21 protein-coding genes and 1 pseudogene are annotated in these 19,811 nt (G+C 62.9%); 13 read left to right on the top strand and 9 right to left on the bottom strand.

What is annotated here, in order from left to right; all coding sequences use genetic code 11:
• The 4 genes and pseudogenes from DM08_RS08950 to ribBA form a co-directional block, all read right to left on the bottom strand.
• A pseudogene (locus DM08_RS08950) lies at nucleotides 1–541 on the bottom strand (MBOAT family protein); the annotation flags it as partial.
• Nucleotides 542–553: 12 nt separating this feature from the next.
• A complete protein-coding gene (gene nusB / locus DM08_RS08945; RefSeq protein ID WP_035384317.1) occupies nucleotides 554–1,006 on the bottom strand; it encodes a transcription antitermination factor NusB in 453 nt (150 codons plus the stop codon).
• Entirely contained in the window at nucleotides 1,003–1,455 is a 453-nt protein-coding gene (ribH, locus tag DM08_RS08940) for a 6,7-dimethyl-8-ribityllumazine synthase (RefSeq protein ID WP_035384316.1), read from the bottom strand. The genes nusB and ribH overlap by 4 nt, the downstream gene beginning before the upstream one ends.
• A gap of 8 nt (nucleotides 1,456–1,463) precedes the next feature.
• Entirely contained in the window at nucleotides 1,464–2,549 is a 1,086-nt protein-coding gene (ribBA, locus tag DM08_RS08935; protein WP_035384315.1) for a bifunctional 3,4-dihydroxy-2-butanone-4-phosphate synthase/GTP cyclohydrolase II, read from the bottom strand.
• A gap of 111 nt (nucleotides 2,550–2,660) precedes the next feature.
• Here ribBA and DM08_RS08930 point away from each other — a divergent pair, with 111 nt between their 5' ends.
• Nucleotides 2,661–5,699 carry an efflux RND transporter permease subunit gene (locus tag DM08_RS08930; protein ID WP_035384314.1) on the top strand — a complete coding sequence of 1,013 codons (3,039 nt, stop codon included), beginning with the start codon at nucleotides 2,661–2,663 and terminating at the stop codon, nucleotides 5,697–5,699.
• A 12-nt stretch (nucleotides 5,700–5,711) separates the two neighbouring features.
• Here DM08_RS08930 and pth read toward each other — a convergent pair whose 3' ends face one another.
• From pth to DM08_RS08915, 3 genes are all read right to left on the bottom strand, one after another.
• Nucleotides 5,712–6,284, bottom strand: a complete 573-nt coding sequence (pth, locus tag DM08_RS08925; RefSeq protein ID WP_035384313.1) for an aminoacyl-tRNA hydrolase — start codon at nucleotides 6,282–6,284, stop codon at nucleotides 5,712–5,714.
• Nucleotides 6,285–6,386: 102 nt separating this feature from the next.
• Nucleotides 6,387–6,872: an FKBP-type peptidyl-prolyl cis-trans isomerase gene (locus tag DM08_RS08920; protein ID WP_035384312.1), complete on the bottom strand. Its 486-nt coding sequence runs from the start codon at nucleotides 6,870–6,872 to the stop codon at nucleotides 6,387–6,389.
• Nucleotides 6,869–7,339 (bottom strand): peroxiredoxin, encoded by a 471-nt coding sequence (locus tag DM08_RS08915; RefSeq protein WP_035384311.1) that lies wholly within the window; start codon nucleotides 7,337–7,339, stop codon nucleotides 6,869–6,871. The genes DM08_RS08920 and DM08_RS08915 overlap by 4 nt, the downstream gene beginning before the upstream one ends.
• A gap of 86 nt (nucleotides 7,340–7,425) precedes the next feature.
• Between DM08_RS08915 and DM08_RS08910 the strand changes: the two genes are divergently transcribed.
• Nucleotides 7,426–8,556 (top strand): cupin domain-containing protein, encoded by a 1,131-nt coding sequence (locus tag DM08_RS08910; RefSeq protein ID WP_035384310.1) that lies wholly within the window; start codon nucleotides 7,426–7,428, stop codon nucleotides 8,554–8,556.
• Here the strand turns inward: DM08_RS08910 and DM08_RS08905 are convergent.
• Together DM08_RS08905 and DM08_RS08900 are read right to left on the bottom strand one after the other, a co-directional pair.
• Nucleotides 8,546–9,940, bottom strand: a complete 1,395-nt coding sequence (locus DM08_RS08905; protein ID WP_035384309.1) for a sensor histidine kinase — start codon at nucleotides 9,938–9,940, stop codon at nucleotides 8,546–8,548. The genes DM08_RS08910 and DM08_RS08905 overlap by 11 nt on opposite strands.
• 18 nt (nucleotides 9,941–9,958) lie before the next feature.
• Complete coding sequence (locus DM08_RS08900) at nucleotides 9,959–10,633, bottom strand: response regulator (RefSeq protein ID WP_035384308.1); 675 nt, start codon at nucleotides 10,631–10,633, stop codon at nucleotides 9,959–9,961.
• Between the two features lie 209 nt (nucleotides 10,634–10,842).
• Here DM08_RS08900 and DM08_RS08895 point away from each other — a divergent pair, with 209 nt between their 5' ends.
• The 11 genes from DM08_RS08895 to rlmD all read left to right on the top strand — a co-directional run bounded on the left by DM08_RS08895 (nucleotide 10,843) and on the right by rlmD (nucleotide 19,809).
• Entirely contained in the window at nucleotides 10,843–12,516 is a 1,674-nt protein-coding gene (locus DM08_RS08895) for an MFS transporter (protein WP_035384307.1), read from the top strand.
• 178 nt (nucleotides 12,517–12,694) lie between these two features.
• Nucleotides 12,695–12,949, top strand: coding sequence for a 30S ribosomal protein S16 (gene rpsP / locus DM08_RS08890; RefSeq protein ID WP_035384306.1), 255 nt, complete (start codon nucleotides 12,695–12,697; stop codon nucleotides 12,947–12,949).
• Between the two features lie 13 nt (nucleotides 12,950–12,962).
• Nucleotides 12,963–13,463: a ribosome maturation factor RimM gene (gene rimM, locus DM08_RS08885; RefSeq protein WP_051938039.1), complete on the top strand. Its 501-nt coding sequence runs from the start codon at nucleotides 12,963–12,965 to the stop codon at nucleotides 13,461–13,463.
• Nucleotides 13,460–14,236 (top strand): tRNA (guanosine(37)-N1)-methyltransferase TrmD, encoded by a 777-nt coding sequence (gene trmD / locus DM08_RS08880; protein WP_035384304.1) that lies wholly within the window; start codon nucleotides 13,460–13,462, stop codon nucleotides 14,234–14,236. The genes rimM and trmD overlap by 4 nt, the downstream gene beginning before the upstream one ends.
• Nucleotides 14,233–14,598 carry a 50S ribosomal protein L19 gene (gene rplS, locus DM08_RS08875; protein ID WP_035384303.1) on the top strand — a complete coding sequence of 122 codons (366 nt, stop codon included), beginning with the start codon at nucleotides 14,233–14,235 and terminating at the stop codon, nucleotides 14,596–14,598. Before trmD ends, rplS begins: the two co-directional genes overlap by 4 nt.
• Before the next feature lie 91 nt (nucleotides 14,599–14,689).
• Nucleotides 14,690–16,669 carry a translocation/assembly module TamB domain-containing protein gene (locus tag DM08_RS08870; RefSeq protein WP_035384302.1) on the top strand — a complete coding sequence of 660 codons (1,980 nt, stop codon included), beginning with the start codon at nucleotides 14,690–14,692 and terminating at the stop codon, nucleotides 16,667–16,669.
• A 10-nt stretch (nucleotides 16,670–16,679) separates the two neighbouring features.
• A complete protein-coding gene (locus tag DM08_RS08865; protein ID WP_035384301.1) occupies nucleotides 16,680–16,862 on the top strand; it encodes a hypothetical protein in 183 nt (60 codons plus the stop codon).
• The gene (locus tag DM08_RS08860; protein ID WP_035384300.1) at nucleotides 16,859–17,275 is read left to right on the top strand and encodes a YdbL family probable chaperone protein; all 417 of its coding nucleotides are present in this window, start codon (nucleotides 16,859–16,861) and stop codon (nucleotides 17,273–17,275) included. Before DM08_RS08865 ends, DM08_RS08860 begins: the two co-directional genes overlap by 4 nt.
• Before the next feature lie 62 nt (nucleotides 17,276–17,337).
• Entirely contained in the window at nucleotides 17,338–18,114 is a 777-nt protein-coding gene (locus DM08_RS08855; RefSeq protein WP_035384299.1) for a 3'-5' exonuclease, read from the top strand.
• A 1-nt stretch (nucleotide 18,115) separates the two neighbouring features.
• Nucleotides 18,116–18,493, top strand: a complete 378-nt coding sequence (locus tag DM08_RS08850; RefSeq protein WP_035384298.1) for a VanZ family protein — start codon at nucleotides 18,116–18,118, stop codon at nucleotides 18,491–18,493.
• 5 nt (nucleotides 18,494–18,498) lie between these two features.
• Nucleotides 18,499–19,809: a 23S rRNA (uracil(1939)-C(5))-methyltransferase RlmD gene (gene rlmD / locus DM08_RS08845; protein WP_035384297.1), complete on the top strand. Its 1,311-nt coding sequence runs from the start codon at nucleotides 18,499–18,501 to the stop codon at nucleotides 19,807–19,809.
• The last annotated feature ends 2 nt before the right edge of the window (nucleotides 19,810–19,811 follow it).

Here is a 19,811-nt window from a genome sequence, read left to right as displayed (position 1 = left end):
GGGCGAACTGGGGCATCATTTCCTTGTGGTGTAGCACGGGTCCGGCGATGAGGTGAGGGAAATAGGTGACGAAGAGGGTGTAGTGGACGAAGTTGAACTCTTTGACCTTGGACTGAAAGGTGTCGACGAGGAAGGCGATCTGTGTGAAGGTGAAGAAGGAGATGCCGAGCGGGAGGATGATTTCGCCGAGCGAGAGTTTCGACCCGGCGACGGCGTTCAGGCTGTCCAGGAAGAAGTTCGCGTACTTGAAATAGGCGAGCAGGGCGAGGTCGGCAGCGATGGCGAAGACCAGCAGATGGCGCTGTCGCCGGTGCTGTTGCCGAGCTCCGGCCTGGGCGATCCAGACCCCGAGGGTGTAATTGAAGGCGATGGAGCCGAGCAGGAGGCCGACGTAGGCTGGGTTCCAGTAGCCATAGAAGAACAGCGAGGCGAGGGCCAGCCACCCGGCGGCATACCGCTCGCTCCATCGCGCCAGCCAGAAGAACCCCGCCAGCACCACCGGCAGGTACAGGAAGATGAAACCGTAGGAATTGAAGAGCACGGACGTTCCCGGTCAGGCCCCGCGTACCTCGTCGCTACGGAGGGTAGCTGCCAGTTTGTCCAGCACGCCGTTGACGAACTTGTGGCCGTCGCTGCCGCCGAAGGTTTTAGCCAGCTCGACCTCTTCGTTGATGATGACCCGGTAGGGAATCTCGGGGTGATGCGCCAGTTCGTAGGCTCCCAGCAGCAGTACCGAATATTCCACCGGGCTGAGATCGTTCACCGGGCGATCCAGGTGCGGCGCGATGGCTTCGGTCAGTATCTCGATGCGATTCAGCACACCGCGCAGCAGGTCGCTATAGAACTCCGAGTCGTAGCGCCCCAGGCTCTTTTCGTCGCGGGTCATCTGCTCGATGGCGCCGATATCCTCGCCGGACAAACGCCATTGATACACGCCCTGCATCGCCAGCTCGCGGGAGCGGCGGCGCGCACTTTTGGCCGTGGCCGTATTCTTGGTGTCACTCATTTGATCGCTTTCAACAGGTTGGCCATTTCGATGGCGACCATGGCAGCTTCCGCGCCCTTGATGCTCATCCGCACTTCGGCCTGCTCATCGGTGTCGGTGGTCAGGATCGCGTTGGCGACGGGCACGCCGCCATGCAGCTGCACTTCACCCACGCCGCGCGCCGATTCGTTGGACACCACTTCGAAGTGATAGGTGTCGCCACGGATCACCGCGCCCAGCGCGATCAGCGCGTCGAACTTGCCACTCTGCGCCATGGTTTGCAGCACCAGCGGGATCTCCAGCGCGCCGGGCACGGTCGCCAGCGTGATGTCCTCCCCCTTCACCCCTTGTTGCAGCAAGCGTGCGCGGCAGGCTGCCAGCAGCCCTTCGCACACCACATCGTTGAAACGGCTCTGCACGATGCCGATACGCATCCCTGCGCCGTTCAGATTGATCTCTATCTCTTTCATTTCATTCCTTAAGCGTAACCGGTGACTTCGAGCCCGAAACCCGCCATGCTGGGCAGCTTGCGCGGGGTGGCGATCAAACGCATCTTACCCACGCCCAGGTCGCGCAGGATCTGGGCACCGATGCCGTAGCTGCGCGCGTCCCACTTGGCGGCCAGATGCGCTTGCGGCACTTCCGCCGTGCGCGCCAGCAACTCCTGCGCCGACTCGGCGTGGTGCATCAGCACCAGCACTCCGCTGTCGGACTGGCTGATCTTGCTCAGCGCGTCATGCACGCTGGTACCCTGGGCCAGGCTGACCTGCTCCAGGAAATCCAGGGCGGACAGCGGCTCGTGCACCCGCACCAGCGTCTCCTGCTCGGCCTTGATTTCGCCCTTGACCAGTGCCAGATGCGCGCGCTGCGTGGTCTGGTCGAGGTAGCTGGTCAGCGTGAACTCGCCATAGGCGGTCTGGATCGGGCGGCTGGAAACACGCGCCACCAGCTTCTCGTTGTGGTTGCGGTATTCGATCAGGTCGGCGATCGCGCCGATCAGCAGCCCGTGCTGTCTGGCGAAGGTCACCAGGTCGGGCAGGCGCGCCATCTCGCCGTCGTCCTTGAGTATCTCGCAGATCACCGCTGCGGGTGTCAGGCCGGCCAGTTGCGCCAGGTCGCAGCCTGCCTCGGTGTGGCCGGCGCGCACCAGCACGCCGCCGTTCTTGGCGCGCAGCGGGAATATGTGGCCCGGCTGCACGATGTCGGCGGAAGTCGCGCGCGGATGTGCCGCCACCTGGATGGTGCGGGCGCGGTCGGCGGCGGAGATGCCGGTGGTCACGCCGGTCGCCGCTTCGATCGACAAGGTGAAATTGGTGCCCAGTGGCGAGCCGTTCTCGCGCACCATCAAGGGCAGGTCGAGCTGCTTGCAATGCGCCTCGGTGAGTGTCAGGCAGATCAGGCCGCGCCCGAAGCGCGCCATGAAGTTGATCTTCTCCGGCGTGACGAAATCGGCTGCGAAGACCAGGTCGCCTTCGTTCTCGCGGTCCTCCTCGTCCACCAGCACCACCATGCGCCCGGCGCGCATCTCGGCGATGATGTCTTGTATCGGTGCTATCTCGGTCATGTTCCCAACCCGTTTTTGAAGGGCGCAATCTTACCACTAGAGCAGCCATCCTTAAGCATTACCACTTATAATGCCGCGACAAAAATCAGCGCACGCGCACTGAATCGAACGATGAAGCATGTAAATCTTTCCGAATGGGCGATCAAGAACCAGACTCTGGTTCTGTATTTCCTGTTTGCGACCCTCGCAGCTGGCCTGCTTTCCTATGCCAGGCTGCCACAGAAGGAAGACCCGGATTTCACCTTCAAGGTGATGACGGTCACGGCGACCTGGCCGGGCGCGACCGCGCGCGAGATGGAGGCGCAAGTCACCGACAAGCTGGAACGCAGTCTGCAGGAAACACCCTGGCTGGACAGTGTGAGCAGCTATTCCAAGCCGGGCGAGACCGAGATCTTCGTCACGCTGAAGGACGAGATGCCGCCCGCCGAACTGGAGCATGTCTGGCTCACGGTGCGCAAACATCTATCGGACATGCGGGACACTTTGCCGGAAGGCGTGAACGGCCCCCTCGTCAACGATGAATACGGCACCACCTACGGTGCGATCTACGCCTTTACTGCCGACCGGCCCGATGCTGCGGCGCTGGAACGGGCGGCGGATCAGGCGCGGCAGGCCATGCTGCAACTGGCCTCGGTCAGCAAGGTGGTGCTGATCGGCACCCAGCCGGAGCACGTGTACATCGAATACTCGGTGGAGAAGCTGGCCGCGCTGGGCATCGCGCCGATGCAGATCGCTGCGGCCATCCGGGCCCATGGTGGGCAGGAGTCAGCCGGTGAGCTGGTCACCCAGGACGACATCACGCGCATCCGCCTGAGCGACCCGCTGGACAGTCTGGCTACCTTGCAGGACTTGGCGATCACCGCGCATGGCAAGACCTACAAGCTGGGCGACATCAGCCAGATCAGCCGGGGCGCGGAAACCCCCGCTCGCTTCAAGATGCGATACCGGGGGCAGGAGGCCATCGGTCTGGCCGTGGCCGCCCAGCCGCACGGCGATATGGTCGAGTTCGGCCGCGACCTCGCGTCTACGCTAGACCGCATCCGCAGTCGCTTGCCGCAAGGGATGCACGTGGCGCAGATCAGCGATCAGGCCAAGGTGGTCGAGCGCTCCGTCGGCACGTTCATGCAGGCCCTGAGCGAGGCGCTGCTGATCGTGCTGGCGATCAGCTTCCTCAGCCTGGGCTGGCGCGCCGGGTTGGTGGTCGCGTTGTCCATCCCCATCGTGCTGGCCGGCACCTTCCTGTTGATGGCGGCCTTCGGCATCGATTTGCAGCGCGTTTCCATCGGCGCGCTCATCATCGCCATCGGTTTGCTGGTGGACGACGCGATGATCGCCGTCGAGATGATGAAAGTGAAGCTGGAGCAGGGGTGGAGTCGCGCCAGCGCCGCCGTATTCGCCTACCGCAGCACTGCCTTTCCGATGCTCACCGGCACGCTCATCACTGCTGCCGCCTTTTTGCCGGTGGGGCTGGCGAAATCCTCGGCGGGCGAGTACACCTTTTCCATCTGCGCCGTGGTCACCCTCGCTTTGCTCGTGTCCTGGCTGGTCGCTGTGGTGTTCACGCCGTTCATCGGCTATCACCTGCTGAACGAGCAGGCCGGGCATAGCGCTACGCTTTACCAAGGCCGCTTCTATACCGGCTTCCGCAGAGTGGTGGCGGGATGCCTGCGCTGGCGCAAGAGTGTCATCCTGGCCACGCTGGCCGCGTTCGCCCTGGCGCTGGTGGGTTTCAGCAAGGTCGAACAGCAGTTCTTCCCGCCGTCCGAGCGTCCCGAGTTGTTGCTGGACATCTGGCTGCCGGAAAGTGCCAACTTCGCCCTGACCGAGACCGTGGTGGATGAGGTCGAGAAGCTGCTCAAGGATGATGCCGCCGTCGCCCGGTACACCAGTTACGTCGGCGGCAGCTCGCCGCGTTTCTACTTGCCGCTGGACCTGCAGCTGCCCACCATCAACTACGCGCAGATCGTGATCGAGGCGCGGGACGTGAAGGCGCGCGAGGAGGTGCTCAAACGTATCCGCAGCACGATAGACAAGGAATATCCCGACTCCGGCGTGCGTATCTCGCGGCTGGAGAACGGGCCGCCGGTCGGCTACCCCGTCCAGTTCTGGGTCATGGGCGACGATGCCGAGCGTCTGCGCGCCATCGCCGGTGACGTGCTGGCCGTGGTCAAGGCGAACCCGAACACCAAGAACGCCAGCCAGGATTCGGACGAGCCGTTGAACGTGTTGCGCGTGCAGGTCGACGAAGCTGCCGCGCGTGGACTGGGCGTGGACACCCGTGGCCTGGCGCGACAACTGCAGGCCATGCTCTCCGGCTATCGGGTCACCACCCTGCGCGAACATGCGCACCAGCTTGGCGTGATCCTGCGCAGCGTGGAGAGCGAGCGCACCGACCCGAACATACTCAACCAGCTCAGCGTTGTCAGCGAGAGCGGGCGGGCGGTGCCGCTGGTGCGCTTCGCCAGGATAGAGTCGGCGACCGAGGAGGGCATCCGCTGGCGCATGAACCGTCAGCCCATCGTGACCGTGCGCGCCGATGTCCCGGACGACATCCAGGCCCCCGAGGTGAGCCAGACCATAGACCGCCAACTGGCCGACATCCGCGCCAAACTGCCGCCGGGCTACCAGGTCAAGGCGGCGGGCGCGATGGCCGATAGCGACCAGGCCACCGATTCCATCATCGCCGTACTGCCGCTCACCGGCTTCCTCATCCTTACCCTGCTGATGTTGCAGCTGCGCCGTTTCGGCGAGGTCGCGCTGGTGCTGTTCACCGCTCCGCTGGGCGTGATCGGTGTGGCGGCAGTTCTGCTCGCCTTCCATGTGCCGTTCGGTTTCGTCGCCATGCTGGGGATGATCTCGCTGGCCGGCATGATCATGCGCAACTCGGTGATCCTGGTCGATCAGATCGACCAGGACATGGCGCAGGGGCTGGGTCGTCGCGATGCCATCATCGACTCTACCGTGCGCCGCGCCCGCCCCATCCTGCTCACCGCCGCCGCCGCCATCCTCGCCATGGTCCCGCTCGCCAGCAGCGTGTTCTGGGGGCCGATGGCCATCGTCATCATGGGCGGATTGCTGGTGGCGACGCTGCTGACACTGCTCGCCCTGCCTGCGCTGTATGCGGCGTGGTTCGCGGTGTCCGCCGAGTGACGGCCGCGCGGACTAGGCCGTGTGCAGCTTGAGCATCGCCGCTTCCTGCTTGCCTTCGACGATCAACTTGGCGACATCCTGGGCGCGCGCCAGCGCGATGTCGATCAGCTCCATTTCTTCGCGGCGCGGGTCGTTGAGCACGTAGGCCGATACCAGTGAACGGTCGCCGGGGTGGCCGATGCCGATGCGCAGCCGCCAGTAGCCGGGGCCGAGGTGGGCGGCGATGTCTTTCAGGCCGTTGTGGCCGCCGTGTCCGCCGCCCAGCTTGAGTTTGGCGCTGCCCGGCGGCAGGTCGAGCTCGTCATGCGCCACCAGTATCTGTGCCGGTTCGATCTTGTAGAACTGGGCCAGCGCACCGACGGCACGGCCACTCAGGTTCATAAAGGTCTGGGGTTTGAGTAGCCACAGCTCATGGCCTTCCACGTTGCCGCGCGCCACCAGGCCATGGAACTTGGTTTCCAGCTTGAAGGAAAGCCCGTGGCGGCGGGCGAATTCGTCCACCCACCAGCACCCGGCATTGTGTCGGGTGGATTCATAGTCGCGGCCTGGGTTGCCCAGCCCGACGATCAGTCTGATCCCGCTCATGTCTCGTCTTCCTTGCGTCCGCGTCGCGCTATCGGGTTCGTCCGTGTTCGACGCTTGACCAAAAAAAGCCCGCTTGCGCGGGCTTGGTGGGGGGCGGCAAGCCTAGTGGTGATGGCCGCCCTCGCCGTGTACGTGGCCGTGTTCCAATTCCTCGGCGGTCGCCTGGCGTACGCCGGTGATGGTGCAGTTGAAGGTCAGTGTCTTGCCCGCCAACGGGTGGTTGCCGTCCAGAGTCACTTCCTTGTCGGTCACTTCGACTACGGTGAACAACTCGAAATCCTCATCGTCGCCTTCCTCCTCGCCACCCTCGAACTGCATCCCGACGGCGATCTCCTTGGGGAACAGGTCGCGCGGTTCGACACGCACCATGTCGTGGTCGTATTCACCGAAAGCATCGTCCGGTGTCAGGGTGATGGAGGCCCGATCGCCCACGGCCTTGCCGTGCAATGTCTCTTCCACCAGCGGGAAGATGCCGTCATAGCCGCCATGCAGATAGCTGATGGGTTCGGCGACCTTCTCGATCAGCTCGCCGCCTGCATCGGTCAGTTCATAGGTCAGCGAGACGATGGTGTTTTTGGCGATGTTCATTCCATATCCTTAATCAGTTTGAGAATTTCCTGGGCATGTCCGCGTGACTGCACGCCGTACAGGGCGTGGCGCAACATCCCCTGCTTGTCTATCACGAAGGTGGAGCGTCGTATCGAGACCTTGGTATGTCCGTCCACTTCCTTGTCGTACAGTACGCCGTACTTCTTGCACACCCGCGATTCGGTGTCTGCCAGCAATTGCACCGACAGGCCGTACTTGTCGCGGAACGCGGCGTGACTCAGGCAGTCATCACGGCTGACACCGACCAAGAGTGTGTCAAGTTTGGCGAACTCGTCGACCAGATCGGTGAATTCATTTGCTTCGATGGTGCAGCCCGGCGTGTCATCCTTGGGATAGAAGTACAGTACTACGTTCTTCTTGCCCTGCTTGCGCGCTAAGCTGAAAGTTTTCATATCGGCATCCGGCAATTCAAAATGCGGTGCCTCGGTCCCAGCTTGTAACTGCATAAACTACCTCCTGCGGGGCATTCTATCCGAATTCTTCCGGGCCAAAATTATTTTTGCGTAGCATCGGCACAGCTATAATTCCCCTCATGAATACACCACTTTCCTTCCTGGGCGGGCTGACCGCCACCGAGTTTCTGCGCGACTACTGGCAGAAGAAACCCCTGCTAATCCGCCAAGCGTTTCCCGAGTTCAAAGGCTTGCTTGACCCGCTCCAACTGCAGGAACTGGCCTGCCTGGAGGATGCGCAAGCGCGATTGGTGCAGCAGACGCGCGGCAATTTCAAACTGGCTCATGGGCCGTTCGAACGCGAAAAACTGTGGAAGCTGCGCGGCCAGTGGACGGTGCTGGTGCAAGGCGTGAACCATTTCCTGCCGGAGGGTACGGAGTTGCTCAAACACTTCAGTTTCATCCCGCACGCGCGGCTGGACGATCTGATGGTGAGCTATGCGCCCAAGGGCGGCGGTGTCGGCCCGCACTTCGATGCGTATGACGTGTTCCTGCTGCAAGGCTTGGGGCACCGCCGCTGGCAGATCTCCACGCAGGAAGATCGCACCCTGATCGAAGGCGCGCCGCTGCGCATCCTCAAGGATTTCAGGGTAGAGCAGGAGTGGGTGCTGGAAGCGGGCGACATGCTCTACCTGCCGCCACATTGCGCCCACAACGGCATCGCCGAAGACGACTGCATGACCTACTCCATCGGCTTCCGCACCCCCACCTACCAGGAGTTGGGCGAACAGTTCATGGTGTATCTGCAGGATCGCATCGAAGTGGAAGGCGTGTACGCCGACCCTGACCTCCGACTGCAATCCCATCCTTCCGAGATCAGTGATGCCATGCTGGACAAGGTCGCCGATGCCATCGAGCGCATCCGCTGGGATAAGGACGACATCGCCAACTTTCTGGGTTGTTACCTTTCCGAGCCCAAGCCGCACATCTATTTTGAGTCGCCGGAGCCTGCGCTCGCCGAGGGCAAGTTCCGGCAGGCGGTGGCCCGGCAGGGTGCGAGCCTGGGGCTGAAGACGCAGATGCTGTGCCGGGGCCGGACGGTGTTCATGAACGGAGAGGCGGAGCCGGTGGATGCCGGGTGCTACGCGGTGTTGCGCCAGCTGGCCGATACTCGTGCACTGCCGGCTGCCGAGTTGCCTGCGGATTTGGGCGAGCTGCTGTACCGGTGGTACCTGGACGGTTATCTGGTGCCGGGGCGCGCTACGGTCTGAGCGAGGACAGCGGGAAGCGAACTTCGAAGCGCGACCCTTTGCCTTCATTGCCGGATTCAAGCAGTAGTTCGGCATCGTGGCGCTTGGCGACTTCGGCTACGATGGCCAGGCCCAGGCCGCTGCCGCTCTGGCCGCTGCCCAGTACGCGATAGAAGCGGTCGAAGACCAGGGGGCGATGCTCGGGCGGTATGCCCGGCCCGTTGTCCAACACCTGCAACACGGCCTGATGGCCTTCATTCCGTACGCTGACCGTCACGACTCCGCCACGCGGCGTGTAACGGATGGCGTTGTCGATCAGGTTGCCCAGCATCTCGCCCAGACTGTCGGCATCTCCCAGGATGGGCGCGGGGCGGCCCGCCTCCTCGAAACCCAGATCGATGTTCTTCTCCAGCGCGAACGGTACCCAGTGCAGAGTGCAGTCGCGGGCGGCCTGATCGAGGTCGAGCGGGAGGAAGGTCTCTACCCCTTGTCCGCCCGGCTCGTTGCGCGCCAGCATCAGCAGCTGATTGATGAGGTGGCTGGAGCGTTTGGCGCTGGTCAGCACGTATTCCAGGATGCGCTGTTTGCGTACCGGATCGTCTTCGCGCAACGCCAGCTCGACCTGGGTCTTCAGTCCGGCCAGCGGGGTACGCAGCTGGTGGGCGGCATCGGCGACGAAGCGCTGTTGCGACGACATCACCTGTTTGAGTCGTTCCAGCAGATCGTTGACCGCATCGAGCAGCGGGCGGACCTCGGCGGGCGCGCGCGCCTCGTCCAGTCGATCAAGGTCGCCGCGCGCGCGCGTGGCCACATCGTTGCGCAGTCGCTCCAGCGGCAGCAGTCCTTTTTTAAGGCCATACCACACCGCCGCTACCGCAAGCAGGATGAGCAGCAGCTGCGGGATCACGATGTTGGCCAGGATGCCGCGTATCAGCGCCTGCCGTTGATGGGTGGTCTCCGAGACATGCAGTTGCAGCACACGCTTGCTCGCCGGGTCGGGGTAGACCAGGCTCACTGTGCGCGTCTTCTCGCCGCCGCGTTCGCCATTGCTGAACACCGCGCCGGTCTTGCTGCGCCGGTAGGAGAGCGGGGTGGACAGGCTGGCCGTGCCAGCCAGTTTGCGACCTTCGCTGTCGCTCACGGTGTAGACGAGGCGGTCCGGCATCACCGGGTCGGAGCCGTCGGGCAGTTCCGGGACGTACTCCAGTCTTTCGTGTCCGGTCCCGAGCTTGAGCTGTTCGGCCACGGCCTGGGCGCGTTGCAGCAATACCATGTCGTAGGGCTGGTTGGCGTAGTTGATGGTGGCGAAATAACCTACGACGGTACTGATCAGCCACAGCAGGTACAGCGAGGTCAGCAGCCTGTTGGTCAGGTAGCTGCGCAGGGACGGGACGGGATTCTCCATGTGCCAGAGGCGGGCAGGTCAGGGCGGGGTTTGGTCGATGACGTAGCCCAGGCCACGGATGGTGCGGATGGTGATGCCGGCCGCCTCGGTCTTCTTGCGCAGGCGGTGGATATAGACTTCGATGGCGTTGTTGCTGGCCTCTTCGGCATAGCTGTACAGGCGCTCCAGCATCTGCTCCTTGCTGACCACCCAGCCTGTACGTTGCAGCAGCGCCTCCAGGATGCCCAGCTCGCGCGTCGTCAGCTCGATCAGCTGATCGTCGATCAGCGCGCGGCGCGCCACCGTGTCGAAGGTCAGTCGGCCACAGGTGAGCATGGGATTGACACCGCACAGCCCGCGTCGCAGCAGGGCGCGCACCCGTGCTTCCAGTTCCTCCAGGCTGAACGGCTTGACCATATAGTCGTCAGCGCCCAAGTCTAGTCCCTTGACGCGATCCGACACGCCATCGCGGGCGGTCAGGATAATCACCGGCACCCGGCAATGCCGTCCGCGCAGATTGCGCAGCACGCTGTAGCCGTCCAGTACGGGCAGGCCGAGGTCGAGGATGACGAGGTCGAAAGGTTGCATGCCCTTGAGCAGGGAGTCGGCCTCGGCACCGTTCCGGACCAGGTCGACCGCATAGCCGGATGAGCGCATGCAGCGCGACAGCCCGTCGGCCAGTACCTCATCATCTTCGGCGATCAGTATGCGCATGGTGGATGTAAGTTTCGCGTAAGTTAACGACAGTAAGCTCGCGAGCCAGACGGAGCAGGTCCGCCATCAAGTCGCAGTGTTCTCGGAGCGATGATTGTAATGGCCTTGGGGGAAATGTCCAAACGACATACGTCCCGCAGGCACCGAGAGGCGCGATCCGGGTGAGGGCGACCGGCCCCGTTTCTAATACCAAACTGACAGGGGGATACATGACACCAGTAGCGAAACATCGCATCAGCAAGGAAGAGCGCAAGGTCATCTTCGCTTCTTCGCTCGGCACCGTCTTTGAATGGTACGACTTCTATCTATACGGCTCGCTGGCCGCAGTCATCAGTAAACAGTTCTTCTCCGGCGTGAACGAGACCACCGCCTTCATCTTCGCCCTGATGGCGTTCGCCGCCGGTTTTGCCGTGCGTCCGTTCGGTGCGCTGGTGTTCGGTCGCCTGGGCGATCTGGTCGGTCGTAAATACACATTCCTGGTCACCATCCTGATCATGGGCCTGTCCACGTTCATCGTCGGCTTGCTGCCCAGCTATGAGAGCATCGGCATCGCGGCTCCCGTCATCCTGATCTGTCTGCGCCTGTTGCAAGGCTTGGCACTGGGTGGCGAGTATGGCGGCGCAGCGACTTACGTAGCTGAACATGCTCCGCAGAACAAGCGCGGCGCTTACACCGCCTGGATCCAGACCACCGCTACGCTGGGTCTGTTCCTGTCGCTGATCGTGATCTTGGTCACCCGCAACATCACCGGGCCGGATTTCGATACCTGGGGCTGGCGCGTGCCGTTCCTGGTCTCCATCCTGCTGCTGGGCGTGTCGATGTGGATCCGCTTGTCCTTGAGCGAATCGCCGGCCTTCCTGAAGATGAAGGCCGAAGGTACGCACTCCAAGGCGCCTATCGCTGAGTCGTTCGGTCAGTGGAAGAACCTGAAGTTCGTCATCATCGCCCTGTTCGGCCTGGTCGTCGGTCAAGCCGTGGTCTGGTACACCGGCCAGTTCTATGCGCTGTTCTTCCTGACCAAGACCCTGATGGTGGACGCGCAGACCGCCAACCTGCTGATCGCTGCTTCGCTGATCATCGCCACTCCGTTCTTCGTGGTGTTCGGTTCGCTGTCCGACAGGATCGGTCGCAAGCCCATCATCATGGCGGGCTGTTTGATCGCGGCGCTGACCTACTTCCCGATCTTCAAGGGCCTGACCCACTACGCCAACCCGGCGCTGGAGACCGCACAGCAGACCTCGCCTATCCACGTGATCGCTGATCCGGCTACTTGCACCTTCCAGTTCGACCCGATCGGCAAGGCCAAATTCCTGAGCTCCTGCGACATCGCCAAGGGCGCGCTGGTCAAGGCCGGTATCTCGTACGAGAACGAGGTCGCTCCGGCAGGTACCGTCGCCATGATCAAGGTCGGCGCGAAGGAAGTGCCGGGCTTTGAAGGCGTAGGCTTGGACAAGGATACGTTCAAGGCCAAGAGCAAGGAGTTCGGCGATGCGCTGAAGGCGGCCACCACCGAGGCGGGCTATCCGACCAAGGCTGACCCCAACCATATCGACCACGCCATGGTGCTGATCCTGCTGGTGTTGCTGGTGATCTACGTGACCATGGTCTATGGCCCGATCGCCGCCATGCTGGTGGAGTTCTTCCCCACCCGCATCCGCTACACCTCCATGTCGCTGCCGTATCACATCGGTAACGGCTGGTTCGGCGGCTTCCTGCCCACCGTCTCGTTCGCGCTGGTGGCGTGGAAGGGCGACATTTACTTCGGCCTGTGGTATCCGATCTGCTTCGCCCTGATGACCTTCGTCATCGGCATGCTGTTCGTGAAGGAAACTTCGCATGTGGACATCCATTCCAGCTCCGTAGGACTGGATCAGGTTCGCTAAGTAGCAGAGTCATGGAAACCCCGTCGAGAGATCGGCGGGGTTTTTTTTTTAGCACTTCATTCGGCATCGATACCCGGCATCCGCGTACCGCATGCAAGCGCTTGCCACAGCGGAGGAAGTTGCGTAAAATTCGCGCCCTTTGGCATTGGGCTAAAAATTACTTCAGGTAGATTTGACTATGGTCGTTATTCGTCTTTCTCGCGGTGGTTCCAAGAACCGTCCTTTCTACAATGTGGTCGTGGCTGATTCGCGCAATCGTCGCGATGGTCGCTTCATCGAGCGCGTTGGCTTCTACAATCCTGTCGCCAAGGATGGCCACGAAGGCGTGCGTCTGCAAATGGATCGCGTGACTTTCTGGCAAGACAAGGGCGCGCAGCTGTCCGACGCTGTCGCCAAGCTGGTCAAGAACAACCCAGTCGTTGCAGCAGCCTAAGGAAACAAGCCCCATGGTCGTCATGGGGAAGGTGGTCGCGGCGCACGGTATCCTGGGCTGGGTCAAGGTTCAGACCTTTACCGAGTATCTTGATAGTCTGGACGGCTACGATCACTGGTGGCTAGGCAACGAGCGCCAGCCTTGGCGTGAAGTGGAACTGGCCGAATGCACGGTGCACGGCAAGATACTGGTCGCCAGACTGGCCGGATGCACTGATCGCAATGCGGCTGAACGGCTCAAGGGCCTGCTGGTGGCGGTGCCGCGCAGCGAGTTGCCCGAGGCTGAAGCCGACGAGGTGTACTGGTCCGATCTGATCGGCTGCAAGGTGGTGAACCTGGCCGGTGAAGAGCTGGGCAGGGTGGACACGCTGCTGGAGACCGGAGCCAACGACGTGCTGGTGGTCAAGCGTGGATCGGGTGAGATGTTGATCCCGTACATCAAGCAGGTGGTGCAGCAGGCGGACGTGGCGAGCAAGACCATCACGGTGGATTGGCAGGCGGACTACCTCGCATGAGGTTCGATGTCGTCACTCTGTTCCCGGAGATGTTCGCGGCCATCACGCAATATGGCGTGACGCGGCGGGCGGCGGAGCAGGGCAGGTTCGAGTTGCAGGCGTGGAATCCGCGTGATTTCACCCGCGACAACTACCGCACCATCGACGACCGTCCCTACGGAGGCGGGCCGGGCATGGTGATGCTGGCGGAGCCGCTGGCGCAGGCGATCAGCGCCGCCAAAGCAGCACAAGCGGCGGCAGGTGTGGCCAAGAGCCGGGTGATCTATCTTTCGCCGCAAGGTCGCCAGTTGAGCGACGTTGTGGTGAAGGAACTGCTGGCGCAGGGTGCAGGATTGATCTTGCTGGCCGGGCGGTACGAGGGCGTGGATGAGCGCCTGCTCCGGCAGCAGGTGGATGAGGAGCTCTCCATCGGCGACTACGTGTTGTCCGGTGGTGAGTTGGCAGCGATGGTGGTGGTGGACAGCGTGGTGCGGCAGATCCCCGGAGTCTTGGGCGACGACGCATCGGCAGAGCAGGATTCCTTCGTGGCGGGCCTGCTGGATTGTCCGCACTACACGCGCCCCGAGGTTTATAACGGCGAGGAGGTTCCGGCGGTATTGCTGTCCGGACACCACGCCGAGATAGAGAAGTGGCGGCTGAAGCAGGCCTTAGGCAGGACTGCAGAACGTCGTCCGGATTTGCTGGCAAAACGCCAGTTAACAAAACAGGAAGCTCGGCTACTGGCAGAGTACCAGCAGGAACAAGCGTCCGTACAACAAGAGGAAACAAAATGAATCTGATCGCAATTCTCGAACAAGAAGAGATCGCCCGTCTGGGCAAGACCATCCCTGACTTCGCACCTGGCGACACCGTGATCGTCGGCGTGAACGTGGTCGAAGGTACCCGCAAGCGCGTCCAGGCCTACGAAGGGGTGGTCATCGCCAAGCGTAACAAGGGGCTGAACTCTTCCTTCATCGTCCGCAAGGTTTCGTCCGGCGAAGGCGTCGAGCGTACCTTCCAGACTTACTCCCCGGCCATCGCCAGCATCGAAGTGAAGCGTCGCGGCGACGTGCGCCGCGCCAAGCTGTACTACCTGCGCGAGCGTTCCGGCAAGTCGGCACGTATCAAGGAAAAGCTGGCTATTCGCGGCGCATAATTGCGCGGCACTGGCAAGAGGAACGGGAGGCTACGGCCTCCCGTTTTTTTTTGCCGGTCTGCTCTACGGAATGTTTGGGTAAGATGCGCGCATGCTGACCTGCCTACGCGGATTGTTCCTGTTGCTCGTTCTTCTGGCTGTTGCGCCGGGCGCGCAGTCGGCGACCCTGTTGCTGAGTGTCGCCGACATCGAGGCGGCCAGCTTCTCCGCGCGTGGCCTGCGCCTGGCTCTACAGGAGGGTGGCGAGGCCGATCTGACGCTGGACGAGTTGCGTATTCAGGACCAGACGTGGCGCAAGGTGGCCGTGCATTGTGGCGAGTTCGGCTTCGATGGCGCGACCGTGCGATGTCGGCGCGGCCAGATGTCCGGCGATGCGGCAGTGGCGCTGGAGTTCGACTACGAATTGCCGCACAAGCGGCTCGACCTTGCGCTCACAGCCGGTGCCGAGCACTGGCAAGTGACGGGCGAGTTCGGTTTGCCGAACTGGCAGGTCGAGCTGCGGCTGCACCAGGCGCAGGTACGACGCTTGGCGGGATTCCTGCCCGCCCAGCTGCCGCTGCCCAGCCAGGGTACGCTGGACGGGCGTATCGCGGCCCACGGTAACGCGTCCGGGCTGGGCGCGCTGGATGCCGACCTGCACGTCACGCAGCTGGCTTTCAGCGATGCTTCCGGCTTGCATGCCGCCGAAGGTCTGGCGGGCAGATTGCAAGTGGCGGCGTTGAACGCGGGAGGGCGCTGGGACTGGAAGACCGACCTGCAATGGCAGGACGGTGAACTGTTCTGGCAGCCGCTCTACCTGCGAGGCGGGCACGGCTTGCGCGCGGCAGGCAAGCTCCGGCGGGGACAGTTGGAGGTCACTCATGCCACGGCCAGACTGGCGCAGGTCGGCGACTTCGAATTGGCTGGGCGTTGGGACTCTCAGGCTGGAGCGCTGCTGGATGCCGACCTGCAAGGCCGACAGATCGCACTCGCTCCCCTGTTCGCCACATGGATCCAGCCCTGGCTGGACAAGAGCGCGCTGGCGCATGCCGAGCTGTCGGGGCACGCCGATGTGGATTGGCGCTACCGTTCCGGTGCGACCACAGCGCTGACGCTAAAGTTGCATGATGCCGCGATCGTCGATGCCGAACACCGTTTCGGCTTGCGCGGTATCGAGGCCTCCATTCCCTGGCAGGCCAGTGCCGAGACGCAAGCCAGCATCCGCTGGGCGAGCGGCGAACTGCTCAAATTGCCCTTGGGGGCGACCGAGCTGTCGGCCACCCTGCGCGGGCTGGAGCTGACCTTGCCTGTCGCAACCGTGCCCATCCTGGATGGCCAACTGTCGCTGCGTGATTTCCATCTCCATCGTGAGAGCGAGGCCTGGCACTGGAGCTTTGCGGGCAGTCTCGCGCCGATCGCTATGCAGGCGTTGAGTTCCGCACTCGGCCTGCCGGAGATGCACGGCACCTTGTCCGGCATGATCCCGCAGGTGAGCTATGCCGATGGCGAGATGACGGTGGACGGGGCGCTGCTGTTCCGTCTCTTCGATGGCACCATCGTCGCCAACCGCTTGCGGCTTTACGATGCGTTCGGGCGTGCGCCGCGCCTGAGTGGCAATCTGGACATGCGCGGACTCGACCTCGATCTGCTCACCCGTACCTTCTCGTTCGGCAACATTCAGGGCAAGCTCGATGTCAGCGTCAACAATCTGGAACTGGCCAACTGGCAGCCGGTGCGCTTCGATGCCAAGGTGGCCAGCAGCCCTGGCCGCTACCGCAAAAAGATCAGCCAGAAGGCGGTGGAGAATATCTCGTCGCTGGGCGGTTCCGGCGCCACGGCGGCCTTGCAGCGCAGCTTCCTGCGCGTGTTCGAGAACTTTGGATACAGTCAGATCGGCCTGAGTTGCGTGCTGCGCGATGGCGTGTGTCTGATGGACGGCGTGTCGGGCAGCAAGGATGGCTACGTCATCGTGCAGGGCGGCGGCATACCGGCCATCACCGTGATGGGCTACAATCGCGCCGTGGGTTGGGATGAGCTGCTGGCGCGCCTCAAGCGCGTGATGCAGGACAACGTGAAAGCCGTGGTGAAATGAAGGAGCCTCAATGAAGAACTGGATCGCACTACCTTTGGCGGGTGCAGCCCTGACCGCCTGCGTCACCATCAACATCTACTTCCCGGCGGCTGCGGCGGAGAAGGCGGCGGACAAGATCATCGACGAAGTCTGGCAGACGCAACATCCCGACAAGGCGGCTGCGCCTGAGGCCAAGAAGGAGGAAACGAAATGAACCGCTTGCTGAAATTTTGCCTGACCTTGCTGGCGCTGTGTCTTTCCACGGCAGCACTGGCGCAAGCCGACTTGGAAGTGAACACGCCCGGTGTCGCCGCATTGAAACAATCCATGCAGGCGCGCCATGCCCAGCTGGCCGGGCTGTACGCCAGCGGAGCGGTCGGCCTGACCGCTGACGGACTCGTCGCCGTGCACGATGCCAGCGCCGTGCCCCTGGCGCAACGCCAGGCGGTCAACAGCCTGGTCGCCGCCGAGAACCAGGACCGCACCAGCCTGTATGCCGAGATCGCCCGCGCCAACGGCCATCCCGAATGGCAGACCGAGATTCGCAGCACCTTCGCCCAACGCTGGATCCAGCGCGCCCAAGCAGGCTGGTGGGTACAGAGCGGCGGCACTTGGTCGAAGAAATAACCTCCCACTGAATTTAAATGATCCGCCTTCCCCTGTCGCGGGGGAGGGTGGCGGAACCGTACATGACTCCCACTCTCGTTTTTGACATCGAAACCATTCCCGACATCGCCGGGCTGCGCACACTGTATGAGGTCGATGGCGCGGTCAGTGATGCCGAGGTGGCAGAGATGGCTTTTCAGATGCGTCGCCAGAAGACCGGCGGCGATTTCCTGCAACATCATCTGCAGCGGGTGGTGGCGATCTCGTGCACCTTGCGCGAGGGCGATAGTTTTCGGGTGTGGACGTTGGGCGGGCTGGACGAGGACGAAGGCAGCCTGATCCAGCGCTTCTTCGACGGCATCGAAAAATACACGCCGCAGTTGGTGAGCTGGAACGGCGGCGGCTTCGATCTGCCGGTGCTGCACTATCGCGGGCTGATCCACGGTGTGCAGAGCCCGCGCTACTGGGACATGGGCGAGGACGACCGCGAGTTCAAATGGAACAACTACATCAGCCGTTACCACACCCGCCACCTCGATCTGATGGACTTGCTGGCGATGTACACGGGCCGCGCCAATGCGCCGCTGGACGAGCTGGCCAAGCTGATCGGCTTCCCCGGCAAGCTGGGCATGGACGGTAGCCGCGTGTGGGAGGCGTATCAGCAGGGCCGTCTGGCCGAGATACGCAACTACTGCGAGACCGACGTGGTGAACACATGGCTGGTCTATCTGCGCTTCCAGATGATGCGCGGGCAGCTCACCCGCGAGCAGTATCAGCGGGAATGCGAGCTGGTGCGCGCCACGCTGGGCAAGCTGGACCTGCCGCACTGGCAGGAATATCTGGCAGCCTGGCCGGTTTGACATGACGGCGATACGCAAGGCCTGGCTGGTTCTGGGCTGGCTGTGGGTGGCCGTGGTGTTCTACCTTTCGCTGACACCGCATCCCCCCGAACCGGTTCAATTCTGGAACGTGGACAAGCTGGAGCACGCGCTGGCCTACGCGTTGCTGATGCTGTGGTTCTGCCAGTTGGCGTACTCCAGGGTGAGGCTGGGGCTGGCGTTCGTGGCGATGGGTGTCGGCATCGAGTTCCTGCAAGGGATGACGGGTTATCGCTATTTCGAGTACGCCGACATGCTGGCGAACAGCACGGGCGTGCTGTTGGGGTGGGGGCTGGCGGGGACGGCAGCAGGACGGATTTTGTTGAAGATAGAGGCTGGCGCAGTCCAGCCGGAACGGTAGGGATCATGGCGGAAAATCAGCAGGTGACGGTCGAGTCGCTCGACTATGAAGGGCGCGGTGTTGCGCGGCACGAAGGCAAGACCATCTTCATCGACGGCGCGCTGCCGGGCGAGCGCGTGACGTATTCGTCCTTTCGCAAGAAGCCGAACTTCGAAGTGGCGCAGGTCGGCCAGATATTCAAGTCGTCGTACATGCGCGTCCAGCCCAAGTGCGCGCACTTCGGTGTGTGTGGCGGTTGCTCGATGCAGCATCTGGAGCGGCGCGGACAGGTCGCCGCCAAGCAGCGCATCCTGGAGGACAATCTGTGGCACATCGGCAAGGTCAAGGCCGAGACCATACTGCCGCCCATGCACGGACTGACCTGGGGCTACCGCCAGCGGGCGCGGCTGTCGGTGCGTCACGTCATCAAGAAGGACAAGACGCTGGTCGGCTTCCACGAGAAACGCAGCAGCTATGTGGCCGACATGAGCCAGTGCGAGATTCTGCCGCCCAAGATCGGCTACCGGCTGACCGAGCTGGTGAAGCTGATGGACAAGCTATCCATCCGCGACAAGCTGCCGCAGATCGAGGTAGCTTGCGGCGACAACGTCGATGCGCTGGTGCTGCGTATCCTGGGGCCGCTCAGCCCTCAGGATGAAGCCGAGTTGCGTGCCTATGCGGACGAGTTCAAGGTGCAGTTCTGGACGCAGACCAAGGGGCCGGACACGGTCAAGCCGTTCTATCCGCTGGACGCGCCCGCGCTGACCTACACTTTGCCCGAATTCGGCATCGAGATGCCGTTCGCGCCGACCGAGTTCACCCAGGTCAACCACCAGCTCAACCGGGTGATGGTGCACCGCGCCGTGCGCTTGCTGGCTCCGCAGCCGGGCGAGCGCATCGCCGATTTCTTCTGTGGTCTGGGCAACTTCACCTTGCCCATCGCGCGCAGCGGCGCACAGGTACTGGGCATCGAGGGCAGTGCCGCGCTGGTGAGACGCGCTGCGCAGAATGCCGCCCATAACGGCCTGTCGGCCAATACCGCGTTCATGGCGATGAACCTGTTCGAGATGGATGCGGCGGAGTTGGCGAAGCTGGGCCGGTTCGACCGCTGGCTGATCGACCCGCCGCGTGACGGTGCCATCGAGCTGGTCAAGGCGATTACGCCGGAGATCGCGCCCCGGCGCATCGTCTATGTGAGCTGCAACCCGGCGACGTTGGCGCGTGACGCGTCCCTGCTGGTGCAGGTGCACGGCTACAAACTGAGCGCGGCTGGCGTGATGAACATGTTTCCACACACCTCGCACGTCGAATCCATCGCCTTGTTCGAGCGGGAGTGAGC

The organism is Ferriphaselus sp. R-1 (genome assembly GCF_000746095.1).
In the GTDB taxonomy this organism is placed as follows: Bacteria; Pseudomonadota; Gammaproteobacteria; order Burkholderiales; family Gallionellaceae; genus Ferriphaselus.
This window is presented reverse-complemented; position numbering and strand designations above follow the sequence as displayed.